The organism is Acinetobacter sp. 129952 (assembly GCF_056642055.1).
Genome location: NZ_JBWVSU010000004.1, coordinates 32,679 through 46,582, shown reverse-complemented (window position 1 = coordinate 46,582; position 13,904 = coordinate 32,679). Strand labels below are relative to the sequence as shown.

Sequence of the window (13,904 nt, the reverse complement as noted above, 5' to 3'; positions counted from 1 at the left end):
CATGTTCGCGATCTTTGAAAAAGAAAGAAACATTAGAAAGCAACTTGTAAATAATTCGAAAAATGTTGCTAACTATGTTGATGAAAATGAGGATCCTCAACGCCTAGCTGTCCTTACTATGATAAAGATTCAGCAAGAATTAGCTTCTAAGCGTCGTAGTCGAAGAAGTTCTGTCCAGAGAGAATTAGCTTCTGAATGAATGGCTTGTTTTTAATACTTAGTTTAATAGTACTGGGTTATATTTACTATAGTCTAGATTATATAGAGAAACATTCAAAAAGTGAGTTATCTGCACATCAGTCTTATTATAAAAGTGCATTTTTTGGTTTTTCTATTTTTTTTATTTCTCTTTTTATTACATTACCAATTTTTTATTCTGTAGAGTGGGTAGTATATGATAGTAAAGTTAATTTTTTAGAAAATATTAACAAGCTTCCTGATTTTAACGTTGTATGGGTTTTTAACTTTTTCATTTCGCTATGTGTATTATTTTTTTATATTACTTTCAGGTATTTATGGTTCTTTAGAGGCATAGATAAAAAGAATAAAAATGAGATTTATTCAATAGCTTTAACAAATCCAATTGACAAGCTTATAAGTAACTCTGCATTCTTGAATGCAGATAAATTTACTGAAAAACTTATAATGCTCAGTATGACTGATAAAAAAGTTTATATTGGTTTTGTTTATAATGAACATGATATTTTTGATAGATTTTTAAATGGACAAACTGATTTCATTTTTTGTCCCATTTATAGTGGATATCGCCATAAAGATACTCAAGAAGTAATAATTACAACAGATTATAACGATGATAATTTAGAAAATGGTCAAGAAGAAAATTTAAAATTTAAGATTGTTTTAAATAAAAAAAATATTTTAACCGCGACAAAAGTTGATATTGATACACTTTTAGATTTCACGGACAAAGAAGATTATTCACTTAGTTCTTTAATAGAGATGAATAGTAAAAAATATCCAATTTTAATTACAATGAAAAATAGAAATCTATATATAGGTTACTTGGCTAGTAATTTAGAAATTTTTTCAAGAATATCAGAAATAGATTTCTTGTTAGTTGAATTGAAATTTCATATGGCATATGAAAAAGATAAAATTACTTTAAGCCAATATTACGATTATAATGTAAGTTCAGATGAAGTTTTTATTAATATAAATTTTAAAGAAATAGAAAGTATTTCTTATAATACTAACCCAGATCATTATTGGAAAAAAGATCATAGAGTTGATCCTGAAATGTTAAAAAATATGTTTAACTATAAATTGAAAAATTTTTCTTAAGTTTGAATCTTAGATCCATGACAATGCCCAAACAATCCCGCTTCCTCTGCATCGGTGGCTTCCTGAATGGAACTCAAGTCAAAGACCAAGGTGATAGCTTTGTCTGTACCGAAAACGGAAAACAAGTGATCTACCGTAAACAGGTCATTTTCCATCAAGAAGCATGGGATCATGATTACTACCTTTGTGAAAACGTCACCGACCAACAAGCAAAAGATTGGGTATTCCAAAAATATGGCGAAACCGTGATCTACCGTAAACGAAAGCCCATGAAAAAGCCCCGTAATTATTAAAATTAACGGGGCTAGTCGTATCACTCACGTGATACTCATACAAGGCTCATCTCATACTGCGCGTATTAAAGCACAGCAGCCTGCAAATAACCATCTCAATCTGATTTAAACAGTCAATTGCTGTTCAATCATTGGCCATAAATTCTGATGCGATTTCTTAAACATCAACATATGACCAATGGCCTTATGCGCATAACTTTTTGGCTTGAGTTCAATCATCCGGGTTTTTGCATTTGGATATAAACGCAATAAATCTTTAACGTTGGCTTCGGTGGCAATTTCATCATCCGATGACCAGATCGCAGTCACAGGGCAGGTGATCTGGGCATGATAATCATGTGATGGTGCAATTTTTTTACCTATCGCATTGATCACATAACCCGGTTTGCTACAGAACTGTGCCCATTCGCGAGCCACATCTTTAGGCAGGTTTTCCCCCATACCAATGGCTTGAGTCGGGCCATAGCCTTTAGTGATGCGTGCCAGTGGGAAAATAACATTAAACATCACTGGCGCAAGTAACTTGGTTTTACCTTTGAGTCCTTTCACATGTCCAGTAGAGCCAGAGACGGCCACCACTTTTGCGACTTTATCGTAATTTGGCACAATACCTAAAAGCTGACCACCGGCACTATGTCCAAGTAGTATCACTTTTCTTGCATTGGTACGCGTTGATAAAGCATCAATCGCGGCCGGTATATCCAGTTGACCCCATTGCACAATACTGGCTTTTGAATTTTTCAACGGGCCATGTAGTGAATCACCAATCCCCCGGAAATCAAAGACCATAACGGCATAGCCTTGAGCTTGTAACCACACACAAAACTGATGATAAAACTGTTTAGTAATGCCAGTTGCCGGACAGACTAATACTGGAAGTTTTTCAGTTTCAGAAATAGCTGCATAAAAACGTGCACTTAAGCGATAGCCATCCTGACACTGGAGAGTCAATGTTTCAAATTCAGACATACGATACACTATGATTTTTATAATCCCATGAAGCTTTTACTGTATAGATTTTTAGCAGGGTAGCTTGGGGAAAACATGACTTAAAAGTCAGTAAAATAATAGAGATGGAATAAACTTATGCAGCTAATGGAACTTGAGCTGGCCGTTAAAATAGCCGTTATTTTTAGTGGAATATTGTTGTGGATCGGGATGTTGACCGGTGTCTGGAAATATTGGCAGATTCGTCAATCACCTCAGTCACGCGCACATTATTATGTCGATATTGCCCATCGTAGCAGTCTACTTTATGCGCCTTCAACCTTAATTCTAGCAGTGCTGGCCTATTGTTCAGTGTTATCGAGTGCAGTAAATCTGATTTGCGTATTGATCAATATTCTGTTTTTTAGTTTTTCTATTGGGGCTTATGTGTTGCATGGTTTCCTGCAAGACACAACGAATCAGTTTAAACAGCCGCATCAACTGGGTAAGTTTCATTTGCCAGAAAGTTTGATGACTTTAGCCATGCTGGGTTTAATTATCGCAGAATTGGGCGGGACAGGGATTTTGGTCTATGGAGCATTTGCGGGATTATTCTAATCTTCTTTGTATAGTTATTCTGAAAGGATGCTGGAATGTTTGAAAGTTAAAACACTTTTTTCACCAGATGGATGACTGGCCAAATCATCCATCTGGGCTAATTTAAAATTTGTTTATCGGTATTTCTGGTCTATGGCAGCCCATAGGAAAAACGCAGCTGAGACAATCAGTGCATAGCCAAAGTATTCAAGTTTTAAATTACCTTGAATTAAGCAATGGACGGTTAAAGTCAGCATGAGTGCAAAAGTGGTGCATATAAATGTCACCAGATTGGTGTTGTTGGCTTTAAGAGCGTCAATGAAGACTTGCTTGTTGAAATGTAATGATAACATCTCCATCCCTCCCATTTATTTATGTTATTGAAGATTAAAGCAGATTTAATCAGTCAGAATTGAATATATAGTTGTACTGTTTAATTTGGACCTTTGCAACTGCTGTGGCAGGCTTTTACAGTCAAAATGGTCATCTTTAGTCGTATAACTACATAATTACTTGATTAGGCAAGAATTATATTTTCAGATTTCACCTCCAACTAATTTTGGAAATAAGATGTAGTCATCATTTGATCAATGCGACCAGATAGAAAATGCAAATTCTACGCCAAAGATATGTAGTGTTAATCAATACTTTGTAAGCTTGCGTATGACTCGGACGGGGACTTGGTTTAAGTTGGCAACAATAGGTATCTAAAATCAGGAAATTAAAGTTTTGTTTATATTTATATAAAAAATAAAATAATTAAAGTGCAATTCTATACATCATATTTTATAGAAAATCTTAGTATCAAGATTTACAGCGGTGATTTGATGTCATTATTAAGAAACAATAAATGTCCGTTTGGGTAAAACCTGACAATTATTGATCACGCTCAAACCGGATTTTGGGTAAAAATACGATTTTTCAGACATCCTAGAAGTTTTAGTTTCTAATACGGTCAATCACAGCTGTAATCAGCAATACAATCATGGACGGGATAAACCAGGCCAGATTCTGATCTGATAGAGGTAAATTTTGCAGTAATGCAGGCAATTCAAAACCAGCGACTTTTAATCCATCAAAAATACCAAAGATCAAGGCCACCAGGGTCACTGGCGCAATCACATGAGATGGTTTCTTGAAGAAGTTTGCACAGAAGCTCAGCATAATGACGCTAATGGCAGGCGGATAAATCGCACTTAAGACTGGAACCGAAACAGCGATCAGTTTGGTTAAACCCAGATTTGAAATCACCAGTGAGAAGCCCACCAGAATAAATACAAAGATCTTGTACGGAATTTTGGTCAAGCTGGAAAAATACTCAGCGCAGGCACAGGTCAGACCAATTGCAGTGACCATACAGGCAATAAAAATCATGCCGGACAGGAAGTAAGCACCCATATCGCCAAAAGCATGTTGTACATATGCATGCAGGATAATGGCACCATTGGCTGCATTTGGTGCAATCTCATGGCTACCTAGTCCAAGTTTAAACAGACTTAAATACACCAGAGTTAAACCAATACCAGAAATAATGCCGGCATTCACTGCATATTTGGTAATCAGTTTTTTATCGGTTACACCACGTGAAGTAATGGCTTTGACAATCACAATACCGAAAACTAAAGCGCCCAAAGTATCCATGGTTAAATAACCATTTACGAAGCCTTCAGTCACTGGACTGGTAACGTAATTATCGATCGCTGCAGGCGGATTGCTGGCAGGAATCATCACGGCTGCTACACCCAAAATGATCAAAGAAATAATTTTAAGTGGCGACAGGAAATAGCCGACGGTATCCAGAATCTTATTGGGATATAAGGACACGATGGTCACCACAGCAAAATAGATGATGCTGTAAATGAGCAGACTGCCAGATTCATTGCCAAAGTAAGATGAAAAACCGATTTCATAAGAAACGGTTGCGGTACGTGGCGTCGCAAATAAAGGGCCAACAGCTAAGTAACAGATTACAGTCAGCAAAATACTGGCTGCTTTGCCCAGAGGCGAGCTTAGTGCCTGAATGGAGCCTTCAACGCGAGACAACGCAATAATGGTAATCACGGGTAAGCCGACTGCTGTAATAAGGAAACCTAAAGCAGCGAGCCATACGTGTTCACCGGCTTGTTGAGCCACAATCGGTGGGAAGATAATGTTGCCCGCACCAATAAACAGTGCAAAGGTCATAAAACCTAGGGCGACAATATCCCGGGTACGCAGACTTGTCATAAAGGGAGATCAATAGAACAAAAGAAAGCGATTTTAGTGTATATGTCCAATTTTTTGGAGTTTATTTTAAGGCTGGAAGCCTTGATTCTAGTGAGTTTGCGAATCATATAACCAGTCATTCAAATCTTGGTAGAAATATATGTTTGATAAATCGCTGAAAAATATATTTTTCCTTATAAGCTCAATAAATATCTGCACTTGCTATCAAAATATGTCAGTTATTGTTTGTACAAATAAGCAGCAGTGAAAAGTCCTATTTCAAGGAAAATTACTGTACTGAAACTCAACAACTGCGACATATTTCGCAAAAAAGGGATTATAATTCAGGGATTCATAGTGAGGATAGGTATATGCGCGCTCCAGCGATTAGTCTTAAAACTGAGCAAGATGTTGAAAAACTGCGGATATCTGGGCGTTTGGCTGCAGAAGTTTTAGCGATGATCGGGGAGCATGTCAAGCCAGGTGTCACGACTGAATATCTGGATGATCTCTGTCATGATTTTATTGTAAATACCTTAAAAGTGACGCCCGCCAATATTGGCTATTATGGCTATACCAAAACCACCTGTATTTCACCGAATGAAGTGGTTTGTCACGGCATTCCATCATCGAAAGTCGTTCTGCAGGATGGCGATATTATCAATATTGATGTTGCCATTATTAAAGACGGTTATTTTGGTGATACAAGCCGGATGTACTATGTTGGAACTCCTTCTCCAGAAGCCAAGCGACTGGTCAATACCACCTATGAAGCCATGGTGGCCGGGATTCATGCGGTGAAGCCGGGCGCGACTCTAGGTGATATTGGTTATGCCATTCAAACGGTTGCACAGCGTGAAGGTTATTCTATTGTGCGCGAATATTGTGGTCATGGCATCGGCAAAGTCTATCATGAGCAGCCAAACATTCTGCATTACGGCCAGCCGGGTCAGGGCATTAAACTGGTTCCGGGCATGGTGTTTACCATTGAGCCGATGGTGAATATGGGAAAAGCCCGCGTCAAAGAGCTGAAAGATGGCTGGACTGTGGTCACCACGGATAAATCCTGGTCTGCGCAATGGGAACATATGGTCTATGTGACTGAAACCGGGTTTGAAGTGTTGTCGCCTTGGCCTGAAGGCACAGGTGAGTATCCGGAGATTTAAAATATTGATTGCATGATCTTTATTTAGATAATCCACTTACATAAATTACAACTCACTCGTTCTTGCTGACGAAAACATACAAAACACTACATTAAACAGTGGTTTAGGATTTTATATCTGATTAAACTAAGAGTCAGATACATAGGTTCCTTTTTTTTCGCTCACTATGCTGTAGTGAAAGTTTCTCTAGCTCATTTTTCCCCAAGAATGAGCTATTTTTTTTGTCTAGTTTTTCTCAAAAGTACTTCATTTAGCGCCGATTTAATTCAGCGACCAGATAATCAATAAAGACCCTTACTGCAGGTAATAAGCCGCGACGTGAAGGATAAACCACATGGAAAATACCATGCGGTGCTTTCCAGTCAGGAAGCACTCGAACCAGTTCACCACTTGCCACGTAATGCTCGACCACGTTATCTGGCAACAAAGTGACGCCTGAGCCTGACGCGGCCAGTTGTGCCAGCATATTTAGGTCAGAACCCATGACCGTTGGACTGACACGGATTTTTTTCTGTTCCTGCTGTTCATTTTGTAAGGTCAGAAACTGTTCGGTATGGTCTTCGGCCATACTCAGGATTTTATGCTCAGCCAGTTGCTCAGGGTTTTTCAGTTCACCAAATTCGTTTAAATAACCCTGACTGGCGAATAAGTGCTGCTCAATTTTTTCAAACTGGCGAATTACCAGATTCGGGTCATCATCCAGGCTGGAACGGACACGTAAGGCCAGATCAAAGCCTTCATTGATAATATCGACCCGGCGATTGGTGATCATCATCTGGACTTTAATTTCAGGATATTTTTTCAAAAAATCCGGCAGAATTTTTGCCAGTTCGTTCTGGGCAATAGACACTGGCAGACTGACTTTAATAGTTCCGCGTGGTTCGGTACTCAGATGATCCACCAGATCATGCGCTGCCTGTGCAGCATTCAGCATAACTTGGGCATGCCGATAAATATTCATGCCAATATCGGTGACGGCAAAATGACGAGAACTGCGCTGAATCAGACGTACACCCAGACGCTCTTCCAGATTAAACACCCGACGGCTGAGTTTGGATTTGGGAATATCGGTCGCACGTTCGGCTGCACTAAAGCCGCCATGTTCCACCACCTGAGCGAAACAGTAAAAGTCATCCAGATCAGACAGCATGGTTTAATTCCATCCTTGCAACGATAAGCTGATTAAAAATTGATTGTTGCATACTGTCAATCAGAGAATGCAGCATATAAAAAAATTTAATTCCCGGATTTCAGTAAACCTAGCAGTGTTTGCATGCCATCGGTCGCGTTTTGGGGGATTTTGTAAAACTGTGCAGGCAAATGCTGCTGCTCGGCTTTCGGGTCGATGTAATAGGCCGGACATTTCGCAGGAATCTCATGAATTAACCCGGCAACTGGATAAACTTGAAGGCTGGTGCCAATCACCACGAAAATATCGGCATCCTGTACACAGTCTTGGGCTTCTTCATACGCGGGTACGGCTTCGCCAAACCAGACCACATGAGGACGCAGCGGATAGCCTGCCTTACAAAAGTGTTGATTTAAATCTAATTCAGAGCCTTCAATTGGATAAAACTCGGTCGTGCTTTGTGCGTCGGGGCCTGAGCTTTTGGCCAGACGAATATTGCCATGTAAATGGATCACCTTGGAGCTGCCGGCACGTTCATGTAAGTCATCAATATTTTGGGTGATTACATGCACATCAAAGTTATCTTCAAGATCCGCAATCACTTGGTGGGCAGCATTTGGCTGTGCTTCTAGAATATTTTTACGGCGGGCGTTATAAAAGCGTTGTACCAGTTGTGGGTTTTTGGCCCAGGCTTCGGGTGTGGCGACTTCTTCTATACGATGCTGTTCCCAAAGTCCATCACTGTCACGAAAAGTATTAATGCCACTTTCGGCGCTCATGCCTGCACCGGAAAAGACCACCAGCTTTTTCATTATTCTGTCTCCTGAATCTTTAGGTAGCTGAACCGCTAGATTGCGAATTTTCTTTCAAGAAGATGCCAAGTTCTCGGGAAAATTTTAGCGGTTCAGTCAGTAAAGGCGTATGGCCAGACTTGCTGAAAATTATCTGTTTGGCATGAGGCAGGCTTTCTGCAATCAGGCGCTGACCTTCAAAAGGATACAACTTGGATTGTACACCGCTAAAGAAGGTCACCGGACAGCTAAGCTGAGCTAGAGCCTCGCGGTAATCTTCACGATGATATAAATAATTATTGATATACCACGCCATATAATCCACCCGGCTGGAAGGTAATAACAGGCTTTGCAGGCGAGGTTGATTTAGGATAAATGCGAAAGCTTTCAGACTATATTTTTGTTCATTTTGTAGCTGAATAAACTTTAGCCATAGGGCAGCGATTTGTTTACGTACCGAAATGTCGAGATCGCGGATCAATTCAACTTGCTGGTATTGTGCAAGTAGGGCAGAGAGCTGCTGCAGGATGTCGATAAATTCCTGATGACGTGGACCAAAAAGTCCAAAAGCCCAAGCATCATCGACCGGAATTTTAGGTGTTTGATCGATATGTAAATAAGCAGAAATCTGACTGGAAAAGTTGCCATAATGTATGCCGTGCATTGCTGTGGTTGCGCCCATAGAGTAAGCAAGCACAATGAATTTATCTAAATTGAGCTGTTGAATTACCGACTGAATATCCAACCAGTGACTGGAAATCGCATCCCTATCTGGCGGAATTTTACAGCGACTGGAAGCCCCAAAGCCGCGCCATTCTGGAATAATGAAACGGAAATTTTTCTGATGCGGATAGAGAAAAGCTTTCCATTGCCAGCTCAGCATGCCAAGTCCAGAGAGTACCAGTACCGGCTGTCCCCGACCGTATTCGCGTACAAACAGCTGTTCACCATCGGGCATGCGATAAAAGGGCATGTGTGTCTCCGTATTTATAATTGTTGTGCGTCAAATTGTTGCAGTCGCGGAATAACCTGTTCCAGCCAGGAAATCCAACCCAGTTCCTGATCAATTCCCAGTTGCAGAATCATTTTATGAATATATAAGGTACGGTCAGTTTTGTCCGCTTGAGCAAAGTCTTTGGCAAAAATCTGCTGATAGGTTTTCAGTTTTTCTTTATGCAGTTCCAGATGGCGTTCCAGTTCTGCCAAGGTGTTATTGCCACCAAGTTGGGCTTCGGCACGCAGACGTACCATTAGTTCTTCGCGCAGTTGTGCCGGTGGGCTTTGTTGTAGCATCCAGTTGGCCAGTTCTTCCCGGCCCAGACGTTTTACCTGATAAGTTTTTTTGCGGCTATTCGAGTCTTCCTCTTCTATCGTCGAAATCCAGCCTTTTTGCAGCATGGCATTCAGCTCGCGATAAATCTGCTGATGAGTGGCATTCCAGAAGAAGCCCATGGAACGGTCAAAACGGCGAGCCAGTTCGATTCCGGTGCTAGGTTTTTCAATCAGGCTGGTCAATAAAACATGCGCTAAAGACATAAACGTCTCAAAAAAAGTGACTCGGGATTATTATGCAACATGTTGCATAAAAATCAATTCTGGCATATAAATTAGTGCAACAAGTTGCATTAAACTGGAAAGATTGAGGGATCAAACTGCCAGTTGCTAAAACAATAGCCAGCCTAAACGCATGCTCAGGAGTTGAAATGTCTAAATATCCGAATTTACTTGCCCCATTGAACTTGGGTTTTACCACACTTAAAAACCGCGTATTAATGGGTTCCATGCACGTTGGTCTTGAAGAAGCACCCGGCGGATATGATCGGATGGCAGCTTTCTATGCAGAGCGTGCCAAAGGTGGAGTCGCTTTAATCGTCACCGGCGGGATTTCTCCAAATGATGATGGGGTGACGTTTCATGGTGGTTCCAAGCTTGACACTCTTGAAGAAGCTGAAAAGCATAAGATAATTACCCAGGCCGTACATGAGGCGGGCGGGAAAATTGCCATGCAGATTCTGCATACCGGACGTTATTCTTATCAGGCTGAAAATGTCGCGCCATCTCCAATTCAGGCACCGATTAATCCAGTCAAACCGCATGCTTTGACTTCGGCTGAAGTGCAGCAAACCATTGATGATTTTGCCAATTGTGCCAAGCTGGCTCAATATGCCGGTTATGACGGTGTAGAAATCATGGGTTCGGAAGGCTATCTGATTAACGAGTTTATTGTAGCACGTACCAACCATCGTGATGATGAGTGGGGCGGAAGCTATGCAAACCGCATCCGTTTCCCGATTGAAATCGTACGCCGTACCCGTGAAATGGTCGGTGAGAACTTTATCATTATTTATCGCTTGTCTATGCTGGATCTGGTCGAAGGCGGTTCAACTCTGGAAGAAGTCATCCAGTTGGCCAAAGAAATTGAAAAAGCTGGTGCGACCATTATCAATACTGGCATTGGCTGGCATGAAGCGCGTATTCCGACGATTGCCACCAAAGTGCCACGTGCAGCCTTCACTTGGGTCACGCGTAAGCTGAAAGGTCAGGTGAAGATTCCTTTAATCACTTCAAACCGTATTAATACTCCGGAAATGGCTGAATATGTATTGGCATCTGGTGATGCTGATATGATTTCCATGGCCCGCCCAATGCTGGCAGACTCTGAGTTTGTCTTGAAAGCGGAGCAGGGTCGTAGCGATGAGATCAATACCTGTATCGGTTGTAATCAGGCCTGTCTGGATCATATTTTCTCAATGAAAATTGCCACCTGTCTGGTCAATCCACGTGCCTGCTATGAAACAGAGCTCATTTTTAAAGAAACCAATGTGGCAAAAAATATTGCCGTGATTGGTGCAGGTCCTGCAGGTTTAAGTTTTGCTGTATATGCGGCAAATCGCGGTCATCAGGTGACGGTATTTGAAGCCGCTGCTCAGATTGGTGGGCAGTTTAATATTGCCAAGACCATTCCAGGCAAGGAAGAGTTTTATGAAACCTTGCGTTATTTCAAACGCCAGATTGAATTACAGCCACGTATTAAATTGCAGCTGAACCATAAGGCGAGTCTGGAAGAACTGGCTCAGTCAAACTTTGATGACATTGTGGTGGCAACAGGCGTGACACCGCGTCAACTTGAGATTCCAGGTATTGATCATGCAAAAGTACTGTCTTATCTGGACGTTTTGAAAGAACGTAAGCCAGTGGGTCAGCGAGTTGCCATTATTGGTGCAGGCGGTATTGGTTTTGATACAGCCGAATTCCTGAGCCATGAAGGGGAAAGTGGCAGTATCAATCCGGAAAAATTCTATGATGAATGGGGTATTGATACTGACTATGAAAATGTCGGTGGCTTAAAAGCCGCAAATGTAGAAAAACCGCAACGTGAAATTTATTTATTGCAACGTAAAGCCGCTTCAGTCGGCGCGAGTCTGGGTAAAACCACAGGCTGGATTCATCGTACCGGTTTAAAACACCGTGATGTAAAAATGATTGCGGGCGCCAATTATGAAAAAATTGATGATCAGGGCTTACATATTGTCGTGAATGACAAGCCTGCTGTGTTGGAAGTCGATCACGTGATTATTTGTGCCGGTCAGGAGTCTTATACCGCCATGTTTGATGAGCTAAAAGCGGTGGGTAAAAATGTGCATCTGATTGGTGGAGCAAAAGAAGCGGGTGAGCTGGATGCCAAACGTGCCATCCGTCAGGGTGCTGAATTGGCAGCGGTGATCTGAAAATATTAAAACCTGCTTTTTCCCCTCTCCTTTATTAAAGGAGAGGGTTAGGGAGAGGATTTGTAAGAAAGAATCCCCCTTGCGAAGCAGTACTTCTCACCTTTAAAAAGGGATGAGTATTTTAATACTAAAACAAAAAAGGAATCCAAAATGACCATCGAAAATACCAGAAAATCCATTGTACGCTGGCATGAAATGCTAGAAACCCGTGATATGTCGATCTTGAATGAACTACTTGCTGAAGAAGTGGTATTTCGTTCACCCGTAGCGTTTCAGCCTTATCCTGGAAAACAGATGGTATTTTTTATTTTGACCAATGTCATTCAAGTTTTTGAAAACTTCACTTATCACCGTGAATTTATAAGTGAAGATGGTAACAATGTCGTACTTGAGTTTTCTGCCAATGTGGGCGATAAAAAACTAAAGGGAGTTGACATGATTCAGTTTAATGAAGAGGGTCAGATGATTGATTTTGAAGTCATGATCCGACCTAAGTCCGGACTTGAAGCCTTGGCTGTACAGATGGGCCAGCGGATGCAATCATTCCAAGCTAAAACTTAATTCGAACTATCGATTCAAGTCGGCATGAAATTTGTAAATCACAGCTAGTACAACTAGAGGGGGATGACAGATGAAAATGTTGCTTAAAAAATTGGGTCAGCTTTCCAGTGAATATCTGGATCGTTTCAGCGGAGCAGATCAGCCGACCCTGTATTACAATCCGAATGGTGTATTTTCAGGACTCATTGAGCGCTTACCGCAGCTGCAACAAAAATATCGTCCTACACCTTGGTTAGCCAATGCACACGCACATATTCTGTATTTCGATTTAATTAAAAAACGCACCATTAAACTGAAATATGACGCGCTTGAACAGCTGAAAATGTCAGATGGCGGAATTACCGGTATTGCCTGGTATGGACTGGATCTTCCTGCAAATACCCCTACCATTGTTTTATTGCATACGATAACCGGTTCTCCTGAATCGATGCGTGAACTGGTTCGTGATCTGCATAAACATACCGGTTGGCGTGTGGCATTGTGTTTACGCCGTGGTCATGCAGACTTACCCATGCCTGTGCCTAAAATGAACCTGTTTGGTTCAACTCAGGATTTGCGTGAGCAGCTCTTGTATATACAGGACAGATTTCCTCAGTCCGATCTCTATGGGGTTGGATCTTCTGCGGGTACGGGATTGTTAGTGCGTTATCTGGGCGAAGAAGGTGAACAAACCCCACTCAAAGCGGCTTTTGCCTTATGCCCTGGCTATAACACTGAAACCGGTTTTGCCAATGTGCATCCGTTTTACAGTAAAGTCATGGCCAAAAAACTGATTAAGCGCTTTATTCATCCTTATCAGGAAACCTGGCAGGTCTGCCCAAGCTGGAAACAGTTATTAGAAGTTAAAGATCTGTCCGAATTTGAAAAACTCTATTTTGAACTGGCCGGATTTACGGATTATGCCAGTTATACCCAGGCAACCAATCCGATTTATGTATTTGAAAGTATCAAAATTCCGCTGATGATTTTAAATGCGGAGGATGATCCGGTTTGTCACATCCGAAATTTAGAACCTTATAAAGAAAAAATTCGGGCGATGTCCAATATTATGGTGATTACCACCAAAAAAGGCAGTCATTGCGGCTTTTATCAGGGCTTGATGCAAACCGAATCTTGGGCTACCCGACTAATGGCAGACTATTTGATTCACTTATCTCGTGCACCGGCAACAGTATCTGCTTAAAAAGTTCCAATAAAAAACCCAG

General features: G+C 41.2%; 15 protein-coding genes. 8 read left to right on the top strand and 7 right to left on the bottom strand.

Annotated elements, in window-relative coordinates:
* The first annotated feature begins 1 nt into the window (after window position 1).
* The 3 genes from AC1IR0_RS05860 to AC1IR0_RS05850 are packed head-to-tail and all read left to right on the top strand — an operon-like array spanning window position 2 to window position 1,595.
* Entirely contained in the window at window positions 2–199 is a 198-nt protein-coding gene (locus AC1IR0_RS05860; RefSeq protein ID WP_317110641.1) for a hypothetical protein, read from the top strand.
* Window positions 196–1,302, top strand: a complete 1,107-nt coding sequence (locus AC1IR0_RS05855) for a hypothetical protein (protein WP_409653757.1) — start codon at window positions 196–198, stop codon at window positions 1,300–1,302. The genes AC1IR0_RS05860 and AC1IR0_RS05855 overlap by 4 nt, the downstream gene beginning before the upstream one ends.
* A 23-nt stretch (window positions 1,303–1,325) precedes the next feature.
* Window positions 1,326–1,595 (top strand): hypothetical protein, encoded by a 270-nt coding sequence (locus AC1IR0_RS05850; RefSeq protein ID WP_409653845.1) that lies wholly within the window; start codon window positions 1,326–1,328, stop codon window positions 1,593–1,595.
* A gap of 105 nt (window positions 1,596–1,700) precedes the next feature.
* Here AC1IR0_RS05850 and AC1IR0_RS05845 read toward each other — a convergent pair whose 3' ends face one another.
* Complete coding sequence (locus tag AC1IR0_RS05845) at window positions 1,701–2,564, bottom strand: alpha/beta hydrolase family protein (protein ID WP_479741227.1); 864 nt, start codon at window positions 2,562–2,564, stop codon at window positions 1,701–1,703.
* 117 nt (window positions 2,565–2,681) lie between these two features.
* Here AC1IR0_RS05845 and AC1IR0_RS05840 point away from each other — a divergent pair, with 117 nt between their 5' ends.
* On the top strand, window positions 2,682–3,140 hold the full coding sequence (locus AC1IR0_RS05840; RefSeq protein ID WP_278357626.1) for a hypothetical protein: 459 nt from the start codon (window positions 2,682–2,684) through the stop codon (window positions 3,138–3,140).
* Window positions 3,141–3,253: 113 nt separating this feature from the next.
* Here the strand turns inward: AC1IR0_RS05840 and AC1IR0_RS05835 are convergent, their stop codons facing one another.
* Entirely contained in the window at window positions 3,254–3,472 is a 219-nt protein-coding gene (locus AC1IR0_RS05835) for a hypothetical protein (RefSeq protein ID WP_004645284.1), read from the bottom strand.
* A 586-nt stretch (window positions 3,473–4,058) separates the two neighbouring features.
* Window positions 4,059–5,345, bottom strand: a complete 1,287-nt coding sequence (gene brnQ / locus AC1IR0_RS05830) for a branched-chain amino acid transport system II carrier protein (protein ID WP_148334894.1) — start codon at window positions 5,343–5,345, stop codon at window positions 4,059–4,061.
* Between the two features lie 350 nt (window positions 5,346–5,695).
* On the opposite strand from brnQ, the gene map reads away from it, so the two are divergent.
* Complete coding sequence (gene map / locus AC1IR0_RS05825) at window positions 5,696–6,490, top strand: type I methionyl aminopeptidase (protein ID WP_004645281.1); 795 nt, start codon at window positions 5,696–5,698, stop codon at window positions 6,488–6,490.
* Window positions 6,491–6,740: 250 nt separating this feature from the next.
* Here map and AC1IR0_RS05820 read toward each other — a convergent pair whose 3' ends face one another.
* The 4 genes from AC1IR0_RS05820 to AC1IR0_RS05805 all read right to left on the bottom strand — a co-directional run bounded on the left by AC1IR0_RS05820 (window position 6,741) and on the right by AC1IR0_RS05805 (window position 9,946).
* Window positions 6,741–7,640 carry a LysR substrate-binding domain-containing protein gene (locus AC1IR0_RS05820; RefSeq protein ID WP_409653770.1) on the bottom strand — a complete coding sequence of 300 codons (900 nt, stop codon included), beginning with the start codon at window positions 7,638–7,640 and terminating at the stop codon, window positions 6,741–6,743.
* Between the two features lie 86 nt (window positions 7,641–7,726).
* Window positions 7,727–8,431 (bottom strand): SIR2 family NAD-dependent protein deacylase, encoded by a 705-nt coding sequence (locus AC1IR0_RS05815; RefSeq protein ID WP_409653773.1) that lies wholly within the window; start codon window positions 8,429–8,431, stop codon window positions 7,727–7,729.
* A 19-nt stretch (window positions 8,432–8,450) separates the two neighbouring features.
* Window positions 8,451–9,383, bottom strand: coding sequence for an alpha/beta fold hydrolase (locus AC1IR0_RS05810; RefSeq protein ID WP_180037338.1), 933 nt, complete (start codon window positions 9,381–9,383; stop codon window positions 8,451–8,453).
* A 14-nt stretch (window positions 9,384–9,397) separates the two neighbouring features.
* Window positions 9,398–9,946, bottom strand: coding sequence for a PadR family transcriptional regulator (locus AC1IR0_RS05805; RefSeq protein WP_148334890.1), 549 nt, complete (start codon window positions 9,944–9,946; stop codon window positions 9,398–9,400).
* A gap of 167 nt (window positions 9,947–10,113) precedes the next feature.
* Between AC1IR0_RS05805 and AC1IR0_RS05800 the strand changes: the two genes are divergently transcribed.
* The 3 genes from AC1IR0_RS05800 to AC1IR0_RS05790 all read left to right on the top strand — a co-directional run bounded on the left by AC1IR0_RS05800 (window position 10,114) and on the right by AC1IR0_RS05790 (window position 13,882).
* Entirely contained in the window at window positions 10,114–12,138 is a 2,025-nt protein-coding gene (locus AC1IR0_RS05800; protein ID WP_409666404.1) for an FAD-dependent oxidoreductase, read from the top strand.
* Window positions 12,139–12,288: 150 nt separating this feature from the next.
* Window positions 12,289–12,699 carry a nuclear transport factor 2 family protein gene (locus AC1IR0_RS05795; RefSeq protein ID WP_114541138.1) on the top strand — a complete coding sequence of 137 codons (411 nt, stop codon included), beginning with the start codon at window positions 12,289–12,291 and terminating at the stop codon, window positions 12,697–12,699.
* A 70-nt stretch (window positions 12,700–12,769) separates the two neighbouring features.
* Window positions 12,770–13,882, top strand: a complete 1,113-nt coding sequence (locus AC1IR0_RS05790) for a YheT family hydrolase (RefSeq protein WP_243475151.1) — start codon at window positions 12,770–12,772, stop codon at window positions 13,880–13,882.
* Window positions 13,883–13,904: the final 22 nt, after the last annotated feature.

Excerpts from the sequence above, each read along its gene's own strand:
- AC1IR0_RS05820 (WP_409653770.1), bottom strand. The coding sequence starts at position 7,640 with ATGCTGTCTGATCTGGATGACTTTTACTGTTTCGCTCAGGTGGTGGAA.
- AC1IR0_RS05855 (WP_409653757.1), top strand. The coding sequence starts at position 196 with ATGAATGGCTTGTTTTTAATACTTAGTTTAATAGTACTGGGTTATATT.
- AC1IR0_RS05810 (WP_180037338.1), bottom strand. The coding sequence starts at position 9,383 with ATGCCCTTTTATCGCATGCCCGATGGTGAACAGCTGTTTGTACGCGAA.
- AC1IR0_RS05840 (WP_278357626.1), top strand. The coding sequence starts at position 2,682 with ATGCAGCTAATGGAACTTGAGCTGGCCGTTAAAATAGCCGTTATTTTT.
- AC1IR0_RS05835 (WP_004645284.1), bottom strand. The coding sequence starts at position 3,472 with ATGTTATCATTACATTTCAACAAGCAAGTCTTCATTGACGCTCTTAAA.
- AC1IR0_RS05845 (WP_479741227.1), bottom strand. The coding sequence starts at position 2,564 with ATGTCTGAATTTGAAACATTGACTCTCCAGTGTCAGGATGGCTATCGC.
- AC1IR0_RS05860 (WP_317110641.1), top strand. The coding sequence starts at position 2 with ATGTTCGCGATCTTTGAAAAAGAAAGAAACATTAGAAAGCAACTTGTA.
- AC1IR0_RS05850 (WP_409653845.1), top strand. The coding sequence starts at position 1,326 with ATGCCCAAACAATCCCGCTTCCTCTGCATCGGTGGCTTCCTGAATGGA.
- map (WP_004645281.1), top strand. The coding sequence starts at position 5,696 with ATGCGCGCTCCAGCGATTAGTCTTAAAACTGAGCAAGATGTTGAAAAA.
- AC1IR0_RS05815 (WP_409653773.1), bottom strand. The coding sequence starts at position 8,431 with ATGAAAAAGCTGGTGGTCTTTTCCGGTGCAGGCATGAGCGCCGAAAGT.
- AC1IR0_RS05805 (WP_148334890.1), bottom strand. The coding sequence starts at position 9,946 with ATGTCTTTAGCGCATGTTTTATTGACCAGCCTGATTGAAAAACCTAGC.
- AC1IR0_RS05790 (WP_243475151.1), top strand. The coding sequence starts at position 12,770 with ATGAAAATGTTGCTTAAAAAATTGGGTCAGCTTTCCAGTGAATATCTG.
- AC1IR0_RS05800 (WP_409666404.1), top strand. The coding sequence starts at position 10,114 with ATGTCTAAATATCCGAATTTACTTGCCCCATTGAACTTGGGTTTTACC.
- brnQ (WP_148334894.1), bottom strand. The coding sequence starts at position 5,345 with ATGACAAGTCTGCGTACCCGGGATATTGTCGCCCTAGGTTTTATGACC.
- AC1IR0_RS05795 (WP_114541138.1), top strand. The coding sequence starts at position 12,289 with ATGACCATCGAAAATACCAGAAAATCCATTGTACGCTGGCATGAAATG.